The following is a 13,872-nucleotide window of genomic DNA, read 5'->3' on the forward strand; positions in this document are numbered from 1 at the left end:
GGCAGCCTCCTAATGCGGTTCCAGGGGCTGGCAGCGCGGGCAAATGTGCGTGCCGCGCTGACCGACGACCAGGCGCTGGATGGGGGTTGCGCACACCGGGCAGGGCTGGCCGGTGCGCTGGTAGGCGCGAAAGTTGTTCTGAAAATCGCCGCCGCGGTAAACCCAATCGATGCTGGCTCCGTTGCGCTGGATGCCGTCGCTGAGCACGGCGCGAATCGAATCCAGCAGGCGGGCACTGTGCTGGGGTTGGAGCGCATCCGAGCGGCACAAGGGATGCAGCCCGGCGCGGTGGAGGGCTTCGTCGGTGTAGATGTTGCCCATGCCCGCCAAAAAGCTTTGATCCAGCAGCAGGGGTTTCAGCTGCCGCTGACGGGTGCTCAGGCGCTGGTGAAAGGCGCTGGGAGTGAGGGCTTCATCAAAAGGTTCCGGCCCCAAATGGGCGGTGATGTTCTGCGGGAGTGGGGTGAACCACAGGCGGCCAAATTTACGCGCATCGTTGAAGGCCAGATGCAGACCGTCGGCGAAGTGGAAGGCAGCCCGGTCGTGCTTTTGCAGCGGCTGGCCGGCCGCCTCCACGCGCACATCCCCGCTCATGCGCAGGTGGATGAGCAGGGCGTGGGTGTTCAGACGCAGGATGAGGAATTTGCCGCGCCGTTCCACCGCCTCCACGGTTTGGCCGGGGAGCAGGTGTTGGAACTCGGCGGTGGGTGTGGCCAGGCAGCCCGGCCAAAGCAGCTCGGCGCGTTCAATCCGGCGCCCTGGGATGGGCACCCCCCCGCGTCCGCCTTCGCGCAGGGCTCGCGCTATGGTTTCAACTTCGGGCAGTTCGGGCATAGGAGCGGCTTATGTTAAACCTCCGGCGGAAGGGCAACCTTCCGCCGGAGGGAGGGTACTATTCGTTGAACATTTCGCCCACGCTGCGGCCAGCGTTGGCGCGCAGGATGACTTCGCCCAACAGCGAGGCCACGGAGAGTACGCGCAGGCGGTTGCCGAAGTGGACGGCCTTTTCGGGCGGGATGGGGATGGTGTCGGTGGTGATGAATTCGCGCACGGGCAGCGCCGCCAACCGTTCAGACGCGTTGAGCGAGAGCATGGGGTGAACAAAGACCACATACACATCGCGCGCGCCGTACTGTTTCACCAGGTTGACCGCCTGGGTGATGGAGCCGCCGGAATCGACTTCGTCGTCCACGATGATCACATCGCGTTCAAAGACATCGCCCACCAGATTGAGGGCCTGGGCCTTGGAATCATTGGCCACGCGCCGTTTTTCGATGAAGGCCATGGGCACATGCAGACCGGCGGCGAAGTTGCGCGCTTTTTTGGCGAAGCCCAGATCAGCGGTGACGATGGCGGGCTTGTGCATGCGCGGCTGGATGGAGGCCAGGTAATCCACCAGAATGTGGAAGGCGGTGAGCACATCGCCAGGGATGGAGAAGAAGCCCTGAATCTGTCCAGCGTGCAGGTCGAGGGTGATGTAGCGATCGGCCCCGGCCACTTCGATCATATCGGCCACCAGGCGGGCGGTGATGGGCACGCGCGGCTGGTCTTTCTTATCCGAGCGGGCGTAGCACAGGTAGGGCACCACCGCCGTGACGCGCGCGGCGGAATCCAGACGCAGGGTTTGCAGGGTGATGAGCAGTTCCATCAAATTGCGGTGAACCGGCGGGGATGTGGTTTGAATGATGAAGCAGTCCTGACCGCGCACACTGGAATGCAGCTTGATGAACAGGTTGTCGTTGGGGAAACAGATGACATCCTGTTCACAGACTGGCAGCCCGATGTAGTTGGCAACGCGCGCGGTCAGATCCGGAGAGGCAGTTCCCGAGTACAGCTTGATATCTCCGTACATCATGCGCTCGTGCCGCCCAAAAGAAACAGGCATAGGGGTTGCTCCTTATTCAACGGGCCGTTGAGCGGCCCACTCCGATCTCAAAACGCCCATGAGCAGCGTGTCGCCGTATTCCCCATCGAGGTAGCAATCTTGCCGCAGGCGGCCTTCGAGGACATAGCCCGCTTTCTCATAGGCGCGGATACCCCGTTTGTTGCGCGCATCCACGCGCAAGTAGACACGGTTGAGGTTCAGGGTGTGAAAGGCGAAGCGCAGCATTAAACCCATCACCTCTGTGCCGTAGCCTTGATTCCAAAACTCTTTCTCGCCAATCACCAGACCCACTTCGGCGTGGCGGCTGACCCAGTTGAAATTCATCAGGCCGATGTTGCCGATGATCTGCCAGCCTTCGGGGGTGCGCACTTCAATGGCCATCGGGCGCTCGTAGGGGTCGCGCGTGATCATGCCTTCGTACCAGCTGGTCTCCTGGGCGGCGGACATGGGCAGGATGTGGCCCAGGTAGTGGCGCACGTCCGGGTCATTGAACCAGGTGACAAAGCGCGGGATGTCTTCGCGTTCGATGGCACGCAGCCGGAGGCGGTCTCCAAAAATCATCGCAGCCTTCCCTTACTAGGGGTTCAGCCGGGTGGGGCCGCGGAAGATGTACACCGTTTCGCGGATGTTGTTGATGCCCAGCATGACCATCATGAAGCGTGAGAGGCCCAGACCAAAGCCGCCGTGAGAGGGGCAGCCGTAGCGGAAGAAGTCCAGATAGAACTGGATGGGTTCCTGGTGCAGGCCCTTTTCAAAGGCTTGCTGAAGCAAGATATCAGGGCGGTGTTCGCGCTGGGCGCCGGTGGCAATTTCCAGGCCGCCAGCGATGAGGTCGAAGCTCTTGGTCAAATCGGGGCGGTCGGCGTGGCGCATGTGGTAGAAGGGACGCACGGTGATGGGCCAGTCAATCAGGAAGAAGAAATCATGGTCGTAGGTCTTTTTGACGTAATCGGCCATGGCGCGTTCGCCGCCGGGGTCCAGGTCGCCCTTCTTTTCGGGCGGCAGGGCATAGCCCACCTGCTTGAGGACGACATAGGCGTCGTGCATGCTGATGCGCGGGAAGGGCACAGTGGGCACCTTGATTTCCACGCCCAGTTTCTCGCGGATTTCGTCACCGTGCTTGTCTTTGACCACCTGATAGACGTACTGGATCCAGCGTTCGGTGAAGGCCATCACGTCTTCGTGCGAGTCAATCCAGGACATCTCCATATCCACGCCGGTGAATTCGGTCATGTGGCGGGAGGTGAAGGAGGGGTCGGCGCGGAAGACCGGGCCGATTTCAAACACGCGCTCAAATCCGGCAGCCATGGCCATTTGCTTGTAGAACTGCGGCGACTGGGCCAAATAGGCTTTGCGCTCGAAATAGGCCACTTCAAACAATTCCGCGCCCGATTCCGAAGGGGTTCCCATGATCTTGGGCGAGTGAATTTCCATGAAATCGTGCTGCAGCCAGTATTCGCGCATGGCCTGTTCCACGGTGGTCTGCACGGTGAAGAGCAGCAGGTTTTCGGCGCGGCGCAGATCCAAATAGCGCCAGTCCAGGCGGAAGTCAATGGAGGGCAGGCTGTCGCCAAAGGGCTCAAAGGGCACGGGGGCTTCGGCGGCGTTGACGATCTCCAGGCTTTCCAGTTGGATTTCCAGGCCGTTCAGTTTGACAATTTCGTTGTCAATCACCGTGCCGGTAATGGTGACCGCGCTTTCGGTGCCGAGGGTGGAAATGCGCTCGGCCAGGGCCGGATCATTCGCTTTCCAAAAAGCCACCTGCACCAAGCCGGTGCGGTCGCGGATAATGAGAAATTGCATTTTCTTCTGATCGCGCAGCGTTTGCAGCCAGCCTTGAACGGTCACTTTTTGGCCGATAAACTCGCGCAGGCGGTGGATAGGGGTGCGTTCCATACGTTTTTTCTCCTCAGCATGATATGAGCACAATAAGTACTCTCTTATTTTAACGCATGGATGCCCCGAAACGAGGTGCAATTTTCATCCATTTGAAGATCCGCTTTGGGGGCTGCGGGCCGGGTCGGCCTGGCGCAGCAATTTTTCCACCGCCTGGCTGGGGGAAAGCTGGCGTTGGAGCAGGGCTTCAACGGCGGCTTCGTAGTCCGCTGCGGGCAGGCGCCGGTGAAATTCTTCGGCCAGGGTGCTGCGCAGGCGGTCTTCCAATTCGTGGGTCAGGCGGGCGCGGTCGCGGCTGTGCCATTCCCCGCTGCTGCGCAGGTGCTGGGCGTGCTGCTGGACGGCGGCGATGACCTCTGGGATGCCCTGAGCCTGGGCGGCCACCGTGCGCAGCACGGGAACCCGCCAGCCCTGATGTTCGTGCGGGTCGCGCCCGGGGTTGGCCAGTTCCAGCATCATGCGCAGGGCGCGTTCGGTGTTATCCGCGCCGGGCAGGTCGGCTTTGTTCACCACCAGGATGTCGGCGATTTCCAAAATGCCGGCTTTAATCGCTTGAATATCGTCCCCCAGGCCAGGGGCCTCTACCACCAGGGTGGTATGGGCCAGGCGGGCAATATCCACCTCGGACTGCCCCGCACCGACTGTTTCGATGAGGATCATATCAAAACCGGCGGCGTCCAACACCTGCACGGCGGCGGCGGTGGCGCGCGCCAGCCCGCCCAACGCGCCGCGCGAGGCCATCGAACGGATGAACACGCCTGGGTCGCCGCTCAGGTCGCGCATGCGCACGCGGTCGCCCAGCAAAGCCCCGCCGCTGAACGGGCTGGAGGGGTCCACGGCTACAATGGCCACCCGCAGGGGGGGCGTGCCTTCGGGCGGGCGGCGCAGGGCCAGGGCTAACTGGTTCACCAGGGAGGATTTGCCGGTTCCGGGGGAGCCGGTGATGCCCACCAGGTGGGCGCGGCCGGTGTGCGCATACAGCGCGTCCAGCCCGGCCCGTCCGGCGGGGGTGTCATTTTCCACTTGCGAAAGCAGGCGAGCCAATGCCAGCCGCTCGCCTGCCAAAAGAGCTTCTACGAGGGACATGAGGTGATTTATGCAGCTGCCCCGATCAGGGCGTCCTGAATATCTTTGACAATTTGGCTGGTGGCAGAACCCGGGCCGTACACGGCGGCCACGCCTTTTTCCAGCAGGGCGGCGGCGTCATTTTCGGGGATGATCCCGCCCACGAACACACGCACGTTATTTTGCCCGTTGGCGCGCAGCAGTTCCACCACGCGCGGCACCAGGGTCATGTGCGCGCCGGAGAGGATGGAAATGCCGACCACATCCACATCTTCCTGCAAAGCGGCTTCGGCGATCATTTCGGGGGTCTGGCGAAGGCCGGTGTAGATCACTTCCATGCCAGCGTCGCGCAGGGCGCGGGCCACTACCTTGGCCCCGCGGTCATGTCCATCCAGGCCAGGTTTGGCGATTAAAACGCGAATTTTGCGCTCCATGTGTCACTCCCACACAAAAATAGGATCAGGCTGCATTGATTATACCCGCGCCGCATAAGGCGATCAACACAGCGCCGCGGAGTCGGTTCGTTTATCGAGCAATAACAGGATAAAAGTCATGCACTTTGCAGGCTTGTAAGCTGCCCTTAAGGTTGCGAGCGGTGGGGTGTGGTGGTAAACTTCTAACGAACCTGAATTGAGGACAATGCCCTATGCCCGTGATCTATCCATTTACCGCGATTGTTGGCCAGGAACGCATGAAGCGCGCCCTGGTATTAAACGCAGTGGACCCGCGCATCGGCGGTGTGTTAATCCGCGGCGAGCGCGGCACGGCCAAATCCACGGCGGCGCGCGCTTTGGCGGCTCTGCTGCCGAATGTGCATGTGGTCAGCGACTGCCGCTTTGGCTGCGACCCGGCCAAGCCGGACGCCTGGTGTACGGAATGCCGCGAGCGCGTAGGGCGCGGTGAGGAACTGCCCACCGCAGAGCGCCCCACCCCCTTCATTAACTTGCCCGTTTCCGCCACCGAAGACCGCGTGGTGGGAACGTTGGACATTGAAAAGGCTATCAAGAAGGGCGAGCGCGCCTTTGAGCCTGGGGTTTTGGCAGCAGCCAACCGCGGTTTGCTGTACATTGACGAAGTCAACCTGCTGGACGATCATGTGGTGGATGTGCTGCTGGATTCGGCGGCGATGGGCATGAACATCGTGGAGCGCGAAGGCATTTCCTTCTCGCACCCGGCGCGCTTCATCCTGGTGGGCACGATGAACCCGGAAGAAGGCGATCTGCGCCCGCAGCTTTTGGACCGCTTTGCCTTTTCGGTGGATATTTTCGGCATTCGCAGCGCCCGCGAGCGGGTGCAGATTATGGAACAAAACCTGGCCTACGAAAACAACGCCCAGGCCTTTCGCGATCATTGGATGCCGCGTGAAATTGACCTGTCGCACCAGATTGAGGCGGCGCGCGGGCTGGTGGATCAGGTGGGCTTTACCAAGCGCGACCTGCTCTCCATCGCCTCGTTGACGGCTTCCTTAAATGTGGAAGGTCACCGCGCTGACCTGGTGATTCTGAAGGCGGCGCGCGCCCAGGCCGCTTTTGAAGGGCGCACCATGATCACCGACCGCGATATCGCCATCGGCGCCGAGCTGGCTCTGCCTCACCGCCTGAAACGCGGCCCGTTCTCGCAGTCGGAAATGAGCATGGAAGAACTGCACGAGCGCATCGAGCAATTGCAAGGTTCCAGCAGCGCCGGCACACCTTCGGAGCCGTCAGAAGAGAAGAGCGAGGAATCCACCTCGCAAAAAAAAAGTTAAGCGACGGTCAGGAAGAGGAACTGAGTGAGCAGGGGCGGGTTGAGCCTTCGGAAAAGAACCCGTTTGACGACCGCAACGCCTATTGGTGGGACGGCGGCCAAAAAGTAAAAACTGGCGAGGTGTTTGACCCCCGCCGCCTGGATACCCCCCTGGACAAGATGGTGCGCAGCCACGCCGGGCGGCGCTCGCGCACGCACACCGAGCGCAAGCGCGGTCGCTATGTGCAGGCCCGCCCCGCCAATGGGGACACCACCGATATCGCTTTTGACGCCACCATCCGCACGGCCGCGCCGTTTCAAATTCGGCGCGCCGAACAGCGGCAGCAGGTGGCGTTTGCTATTCAGCATGCGGATTTAATGAAAAAAGTGCGCGTGCGGCGCATGGCCAACCTGGTGCTCTTCCTGGTGGACGCCTCCTGGTCGATGGCGGTGGCCGAGCGCATGGCCGCTACCAAGGGGGCCATCCTCTCTTTGCTGACCGACGCCTACCAGCGCCGCGACCGCGTGGGACTGATCGTTTTCCAAAAAGACCGCGCCACGCTGGTGCTGCCGCCCACCAACTCGGTGCAGCTGGCGCAGCGCGCCCTGCGCGATATCCCCATCGGCGGCAAAACCCCGCTTTCTGCCGGGCTGCAGCTGGCCCATGATGTGCTGCGGCGCGAAAAGCTCTTCCACCCGGATGTGATGCCGCTGCTGCTGGTGCTCACCGATGGGGCGGGCAACGTTTCGATGGGACATCTGCCGCCGCAGGAAGAATCCAACCGCGTGGCCGAGCTGATCGCCATGGAACACATTCACAGCGTGGTGATTAATATGGAACATCAGGCCTTTGATCAGGGCCTGGCGCAAACCCTGGCCGAACATTTAAACGCGGCCTGTTACTCGCTGACCGAGCTCAAGGCGGAAAATCTGTATTACACCGTGCGCCAGGAAATGAATCAGGCCAACGCCAAAGCCGACGACGGGCGGTAAACCTGCCCCCGCGGTCGGGCAGGGTGCGTCCCTTGCCTTCGCTTTGGGGTGGTGTTATCATGAGGTACAAGGAGAACTTGGATGCTCGCTTCGGGGAGCCGTACTGCTCGCATTCGCTCGATACTGATCGCTGTCATTCTGGGGTCGCTGGTTTGTTACTGCCTGGGGTTTGTGGTGCTGTCATTGACCGACGCCACCCGGCGGGTTCCCACAGCCACGCCCACGCTGACCGCGTCTGTGACTCTGACCCCGGCGGCGGCGACCTCCACGGCGCAGCCCAGCAAAACGCCGTTTGTGTTCACTACGAACACGATGACGATCACCCCGACCATCACGCAGACCTGGACGCCTTCGCTGACGTTCACCCCCTTCAACACCCCCACGCGGACGATCACCCCCACCCCCACCGAAACCCAGGTTCCTACCCTTGCGCCGCCATCGGCGACCCCAACCATCCCCCCGCCGCCGGAGACTGAAACCCCGACGGCTACAACAAACCCCTAGTTTTCCCCCAACCGATATGACCCAAGAACTGACCCCCTTCCTCAAAGAACTGCTTTCCCTACCGGGCCTGTCAGGTTATGAAGGTCCGGCTCGTGAGGCCATTGCGGCTGTCTGGAAACCGCTGGTGGATGAAATCACCACCAGTAAGGTTGGCAGCCTGCACGCCTTACGACGCGGCTCGGGCGCAGCACCTCGCCCGCGCATTTTGCTCTCTGCCCATATGGACGCCATCGGCCTGATGGTCACCGGCATTCTCGGCGGCTTGCTGCGCTTCACCCAGATCGGCGGCGTGGATCCGCGCATTCTGCCCGGCCAGCCGGTGACGGTGCACGGGCGCGAGGCGCTGCCCGGGGTGGTGGTTTCACCCCCCGATGCGCTGCTGCCCGCCCGTTTGCAGGGCAAACCCGTGGACATGGAGTACCTGTTTGTGGATACCGGTTTACTGCCCGACGACGTGAAGAAGATGGTGCGCGTGGGCGATTTGATCTCCTTTGCCCAGGAACCCCTGGATTTGGCCGGGGACGCTCTGGCCGGACATTCGCTGGATAACCGCGCCTCTGTGGCCGCCCTGACCCACTGTCTGAAGGAGCTTCAACACATGCAGCACAGTTGGGATGTGTACGCGGTGGCCTCGGCTCAAGAAGAGACAGCCCTCCTGGGCGCTTTCACCTCGCCGTTTGACATTCGCCCCGATCTGGCGGTGGCCATTGATGTGACCTTTGCCAAAGGCCCCGGCGCGGGCGATCACCGCGCCCACCCGATGGGCAAGGGCGTGGCTCTGGGCTACGGGCCCAACATCCACCCCTTCCTGTATAAATCCTTTAAAGATCTGGCCGACCGCCTCGATATCCCCACTTTGATGGACGTGATGCCCTCGCATTCGGGCACGGACGGCTACGCCATGCAGGTGGTGGCGGAGGGCATCCCCACCATGGTGATCAGCATCCCCCTGCGCTATATGCACACGCCGGTGGAAGTGGTGGCCCTGAAGGACATCACCCGCACCGGGCAGCTGATGGCCGAGTTTATCTCGCGCCTGGAACCCGATTTCATGTCCAAACTGACGTGGGAGGACTGAGCTATGGCAAGCAACGATGAAATTCGCGCTCAAATCCCCCAAATTGGCCCCGATCAAATTGCCCTGCTGGAGCGCCTCTCCAACGCGGTGGGGGTATCGGGCGAAGAAAACGAAGTGCGCGCGATTGTGTTGGAAGCGGTGAAACCCTTCGCCGATGAGGTGAAGGTGGACGCCCTGGGGAATGTGCTGGTGACCCGCAAGGCCAAAACCGCCAACCCCGTTCGTGTGATGATCGCCGCGCACATGGATGAGATCGGCTTCATGCTGATCAACAAAGACGAAGGCGGCCTGTTCTCTTTTGAGAAAATTGGCGGCATTGACGTGCGTCAACTGGTGGGCAAGACCGTCTTGGTGGGCAAAAAGCGCGTGCCCGGGGTGATTGGGGCGCGCCCGATCCACTTTACCACCCCCGAAGAACGCCGCAATTTGATCCCGATGGATCAACTGCGCATTGACCTGGGCCCGGGCGGGGCGGATTTGGCCCGCGTGGGCGACCGCGCCACCTTTGCCACGCGCTTCAAGCAGGCCGGCCCCAGCCTGATGGGCAAGGCCCTGGATGACCGCCTGGGCGTGGCTACCTTGATTGAGCTGGTGAAGCACGCCCCCGAACATGTGGAACTGCTGGCGGCTTTCACCGTGCAGGAAGAAATTGGCCTGCGCGGCGCGCGCGTGGCGGCGTATGCCTTTAACCCCGATTTGGCCGTGGTGATCGATTCGACCCCCGCCAACGATTTGCCGGTGTGGGACGGCAGCGAAAACGCCCGCTACAACACCCGCCTGGACGCCGGCCCGTCTATCTACGTGGCCGACGGGGCCACGCTGAGCGATCCGCGCCTGCTGCGCTGGCTGTTTGAAACCGGCGACGCCCTGGGGATCCCCTACCAGCTGCGCCAACCCGGCGGCGGCGGAACTGACGCGGGCGCCATTCACCGCGTGCGCGGCGGCGTTCCCAGCGTGTCCATCTCGGTTCCGGGGCGCTATGCGCACACCGCTATCGGCCTGGCGCGCCTGTCGGACTGGCAGAATACGCTGGCCTTGGTGTTTGCGGCTTTGATGCGCCTGGACGACCGCCTGCTGGCGGACGAGCGGCGCTGATCGGAACCGCATGGGCGAGCAAGAAGCCATTCTCCAAACCGCTCAAGGCCCCATCACGCGCGCTTCGCTGCGCCGTGACCTGGAGGGCCTGGGGGTGCGCGCGGGCATGACCCTGCTGGTGCACGCCTCGCTCAGCCGTTTGGGCTGGGTGGCGGGCGGCCCTGCGGCGGTGATTTTGGCCCTGGAAGACGCCCTGGGCGCAGAAGGCACGCTGATGATGCCGGCCCATTCCGGCGATTTATCCGAGCCCTCGCATTGGTGTCACCCACCCGTCCCCGAAGATTGGTGGCCGGTGATCCGCGCGGAGGCCCCCGCCTTTCAGACCGATTTGACCCCCACCCGCGGCATGGGCGTGATCGCCGAGACCTTCCGGCGCCAGGCGGGCACGCTGCGCAGCCAGCACCCCCAGCTATCCTTTGCGGCGCGCGGGCCGCGGGCCGGTGAACTGACCCGCGATCACGCGCTGACCCCCGCCCTGGGCGAAGAATCCCCCCTGGCGCGCCTATATGCCCTGGATGGGTGGGTGCTCTTCTTGGGCACCGATCACAACACCAACACCTCGCTGCACCTGGCTGAGGTGCGCGCCCGGCTGACCAACCCGCAGCGGATTCAGCAGGGTGCGCCCGTTTTGGCAGATGGGGAGCGGTGCTGGGTGACTTTTGAAGATTACGAGTGGGACAGTGACGATTTCGCAGCCCTGGGCGCGGAGTACATCCCTGCGCCGGGGGATGCCTTTACGGGGCGGGTGGGCTTGGCCCAGACGTCCCTCCTTCGCCAACGCCCGATGGTGGATTTCGCCGTAGGCTGGATGGAAAGCCACCGTCGCTAAGAATTTTTCTACGATTTCAGGAGACCTGTATGAAGAACCTCATTCAAAAATTGGTCGAGACGATCAGCCCTTCGGGCTACGAAGGCACTGTGCGCGACCTGATCCGCGCGGAAGTGGAACCGCTGGCGGACGAAGTGCGGGTGGATGCGCTGGGCAATTTGATTGTGCGCAAGGGCAAAAAAGGCCCCAACGGCGTGCGGGTGATGTTCTCGGCCCACATGGACGAAATCGGCGTGATGGCCACCCACATTGATGAGAAGGGTTTCGTGCGCTTCACCACCATCGGCGGCGTGCGCCCCCACACCTGCGTGGGCGGCCGCGTGCACTTCATTACCGGTGTGCAGGGCGTGATCGGCATGGAACGGCCGGAAAGCCCCGACCGCCAGCCGACCTTCGACCAGCTTTTCATTGATGTGGGCGCCACCAGCCGCGCGGACTGCCCGGTGAAGGTGGGCGATATCGCTGGTTTTACGCGGCCTTTCCTGGATTTGGGCGACAAGATTGTGGCCAAATCCATGGACGACCGTATCGCCTGCGCGGTGCAGATTGAAGCCCTGCGCGCCCTCAAAAAGACCGATCACGAAGTCTACTTCGTGTTCAGCGTGCAGGAAGAAGTCGGCCTGCGCGGGGCCACCACCGCCGCTTACGGCGTGGATCCCGAAATCGGCATCTCGGTGGATGTGACCGGCACGGGTGACACGCCCAAATCCGGCTTCATGGAAGTGGCCCTGGGCAACGGCCCGGCGATTAAGGTGCGCGATGGGCGCATGCTCTCTGACCCGCGCCTGGTGGATCTGATGGTCAAGACCGCCGAAAAAGCCAAGCTGCCTTACCAGCTGGAAATTCTCGAAGGCGGCACGACTGACGCCACCGCCATTCAGATGGCGCGCGCGGGCGTTCCGGCCAGCTGCGTCTCCATCCCCTGCCGCTACATTCACTCGCCGTCCGAGATGGTGGACTACCGCGATGTGCAGAACGCCGTGCGCCTGATTGTGGAACTGCTGGCGCACCCCATCGTTTTGAAATGAACCGATTGGCAGCGCCTTCCCCACGTACGGCCGCGCGCCGCAAGGGTGCGGGGTGGGGAAGGCGCGCCTTGAAATCCCTGTGGCTGCTGAGTGCGGCAGCGCTGCTGCTGTCGGCCTGCCAACCGGCGGTAAGCCTGTTCACCCCCACGCCGCAGCCCACCGCCGCCCCGCCCGCCCAGAGCCCCACCCCCCAGTTAAGCCCTTCGCCCGCGCCCACGGCCGTCAGCACGCAGATTCTGACGGTGTGGGTGCCGCCGGGCTTTGACCCGCGGGGGCAGGTGCGCGGGGCGGATGTGCTTCTGGCGCGCATCCGCGCCTTTGAAGATCAAAACCCGGGCGTTCAGGTGAAAATCCGCGTTAAGGCCCCCAACGGCCCCGGCGGCTTGCTGGAATCGCTTTCGGCGGCCACCCTGGCCGCGCCGGAGGCTTTGCCCTCGCTGGTGCTGCTCTCGCGCACCGACCTGGAAACCGCCGCGCTGAAGGGGCTGGTGTTCCCGCTGGACGACCTGACGGCGGTGATGGATGAGCCGGATTGGTTTGCCTACGCCGCCCAACTGGCCTCGCTGGACGGGAGCCTGTTTGGCCTGCCCTTCGCCGGAGACGCTTTGCTGCTGCTGTACCGTGCGGAAAAGGTGGGCAGCGCGCCGGTGCAGACCTGGGATGACGTGATGAGCCGCGGCCAGCCGCTGATCTTCCCCGCGGGCGATCCGCAGGCCCTGATGACCCTGGCGCTGTACCGCTCGCTGGATGGGCCGTTGGAAGACGAGCTGGGCCGCCCTGCGCTGGACCCGGTGCGGCTGGCGCAGGTCTTCTCGCTGTACGCCGAGGGCGCCCAGCAGGGGGCCTTTCCCTACTGGTTGGGGCAGTTTCAAACCGACGGGCAGGCCTGGCAGGGCTACCGCGAACCGCGCGGCACCTGGGTGGTCACCTGGAGCTCGCGCTATCTGGCGGAGCTGCCGGTGGACACCGCCGCCGCGCAGCTGCCCAGCCTGGGCGACCACGCCTACACCCTGGCCACCGGCTGGCTGTGGGCCATGCCCGACCCGCACCCCGAACGGCGCGAAATGGCCGTGCGCCTGGCGGAATTTTTGACGGCCAGTGAATTTCAACAAGAGTGGAGCGCGGCGGCCGGTTATTTACCCACCCGCCCCAGCGCGTTGGCGGCCTGGAACAACCAGAGCCTGCAGTCCATGCTCAATCAGGCGGCCCTTTCTGCCGAAACCCGCCCCGCCAATGATTTGGTCGCCAGCATTGGCCCGGTGCTGCAGGAGGCTGTGCTGCAAGTGATCAAGAGTCAAAGCGACCCCCTTCAAGCCGCGGAAGCCGCCGCGGAACGGCTGCGGGAGACACAAAGCCCATGAGTCCTTTTCGCTCCTTTCTGAACCGCATCTTTAGGCGTCTGCCCGGATGGATGACCCCGCCGGTGATGGCGGTGGCGGCTTTGCTGCTGGTCTTCACCATCTCGGTTTCTATGGATCCGCGGCCGGCGGTGCCCGCGGCAGAGGCTGCTAACCCCATCCTGCAAAGTGAGATAGCGCAGCGCCCTTCTCAACCGCGGGCCACCCGCACGCCCACCTCGCTGCCGGAGGAATGGCTGGAAAATCACAACCAGACGGATGGGGTGGTGTTTGCCGGGGTCATTTTGGTGCTGATCGTGGTGGTGGGCACGCTGACCACCATCTCGCGCAAAGAGCACAGGTAAGTAACCCACCCGCTTCGCGCAATTTACCGCTTTCTCCCATCCACGCAACTTCTGCGTGGATTTTTCGTATGT

15 protein-coding genes are annotated in these 13,872 nt (G+C 63.0%); 9 read left to right on the forward strand and 6 right to left on the reverse strand.

Going from position 1 to position 13,872, the window contains the following annotated elements:
- Positions 1-9: 9 nt before the first annotated feature.
- The 6 genes from mutM to ADN01_RS05005 form a co-directional block, all read right to left on the reverse strand.
- The gene (gene mutM, locus ADN01_RS04980) at positions 10-834 is read right to left on the reverse strand and encodes a bifunctional DNA-formamidopyrimidine glycosylase/DNA-(apurinic or apyrimidinic site) lyase (protein WP_062419913.1); all 825 of its coding nucleotides are present in this window, start codon (positions 832-834) and stop codon (positions 10-12) included.
- Positions 835-892: 58 nt separating this feature from the next.
- Entirely contained in the window at positions 893-1,885 is a 993-nt protein-coding gene (locus ADN01_RS04985; protein WP_236690971.1) for a ribose-phosphate diphosphokinase, read from the reverse strand.
- A 12-nt stretch (positions 1,886-1,897) separates the two neighbouring features.
- Positions 1,898-2,446: a GNAT family N-acetyltransferase gene (locus ADN01_RS04990; protein WP_062419912.1), complete on the reverse strand. Its 549-nt coding sequence runs from the start codon at positions 2,444-2,446 to the stop codon at positions 1,898-1,900.
- Between the two features lie 15 nt (positions 2,447-2,461).
- On the reverse strand, positions 2,462-3,781 hold the full coding sequence (gene aspS / locus ADN01_RS04995) for an aspartate--tRNA(Asn) ligase (RefSeq protein ID WP_062419911.1): 1,320 nt from the start codon (positions 3,779-3,781) through the stop codon (positions 2,462-2,464).
- Between the two features lie 84 nt (positions 3,782-3,865).
- Positions 3,866-4,867 carry a methylmalonyl Co-A mutase-associated GTPase MeaB gene (gene meaB / locus ADN01_RS05000; RefSeq protein WP_062419910.1) on the reverse strand — a complete coding sequence of 334 codons (1,002 nt, stop codon included), beginning with the start codon at positions 4,865-4,867 and terminating at the stop codon, positions 3,866-3,868.
- An 8-nt stretch (positions 4,868-4,875) separates the two neighbouring features.
- Entirely contained in the window at positions 4,876-5,280 is a 405-nt protein-coding gene (locus ADN01_RS05005; protein ID WP_062419909.1) for a cobalamin B12-binding domain-containing protein, read from the reverse strand.
- A 212-nt stretch (positions 5,281-5,492) separates the two neighbouring features.
- On the opposite strand from ADN01_RS05005, the gene ADN01_RS05010 reads away from it, so the two are divergent.
- The 9 genes from ADN01_RS05010 (at position 5,493) to ADN01_RS05050 (ending at position 13,800) form a co-directional block, all read left to right on the forward strand.
- A complete protein-coding gene (locus tag ADN01_RS05010; RefSeq protein WP_062419908.1) occupies positions 5,493-6,593 on the forward strand; it encodes an ATP-binding protein in 1,101 nt (366 codons plus the stop codon).
- A gap of 119 nt (positions 6,594-6,712) precedes the next feature.
- Complete coding sequence (locus tag ADN01_RS05015) at positions 6,713-7,564, forward strand: vWA domain-containing protein (RefSeq protein WP_236690972.1); 852 nt, start codon at positions 6,713-6,715, stop codon at positions 7,562-7,564.
- An 81-nt stretch (positions 7,565-7,645) separates the two neighbouring features.
- Positions 7,646-8,068: a hypothetical protein gene (locus ADN01_RS19190; protein WP_152974007.1), complete on the forward strand. Its 423-nt coding sequence runs from the start codon at positions 7,646-7,648 to the stop codon at positions 8,066-8,068.
- Between the two features lie 16 nt (positions 8,069-8,084).
- Entirely contained in the window at positions 8,085-9,146 is a 1,062-nt protein-coding gene (locus ADN01_RS05025; RefSeq protein WP_062419907.1) for a zinc-binding metallopeptidase family protein, read from the forward strand.
- Positions 9,147-9,149: 3 nt separating this feature from the next.
- Positions 9,150-10,241 (forward strand): M42 family metallopeptidase, encoded by a 1,092-nt coding sequence (locus ADN01_RS05030; RefSeq protein ID WP_062419906.1) that lies wholly within the window; start codon positions 9,150-9,152, stop codon positions 10,239-10,241.
- Between the two features lie 10 nt (positions 10,242-10,251).
- Positions 10,252-11,070 carry an aminoglycoside N(3)-acetyltransferase gene (locus ADN01_RS05035; protein WP_062419905.1) on the forward strand — a complete coding sequence of 273 codons (819 nt, stop codon included), beginning with the start codon at positions 10,252-10,254 and terminating at the stop codon, positions 11,068-11,070.
- A gap of 29 nt (positions 11,071-11,099) precedes the next feature.
- Positions 11,100-12,098 carry a M42 family metallopeptidase gene (locus tag ADN01_RS05040; protein WP_062419904.1) on the forward strand — a complete coding sequence of 333 codons (999 nt, stop codon included), beginning with the start codon at positions 11,100-11,102 and terminating at the stop codon, positions 12,096-12,098.
- Positions 12,099-12,166: 68 nt separating this feature from the next.
- On the forward strand, positions 12,167-13,459 hold the full coding sequence (locus ADN01_RS05045) for an ABC transporter substrate-binding protein (protein ID WP_075070971.1): 1,293 nt from the start codon (positions 12,167-12,169) through the stop codon (positions 13,457-13,459).
- The gene (locus ADN01_RS05050; protein ID WP_062419901.1) at positions 13,456-13,800 is read left to right on the forward strand and encodes a hypothetical protein; all 345 of its coding nucleotides are present in this window, start codon (positions 13,456-13,458) and stop codon (positions 13,798-13,800) included. Before ADN01_RS05045 ends, ADN01_RS05050 begins: the two co-directional genes overlap by 4 nt.
- Positions 13,801-13,872: the final 72 nt, after the last annotated feature.

The sequence above is a fragment of the Levilinea saccharolytica genome, assembly GCF_001306035.1.
GTDB classification, from domain to species: domain Bacteria; phylum Chloroflexota; class Anaerolineae; order Anaerolineales; family Anaerolineaceae; genus Levilinea; species Levilinea saccharolytica.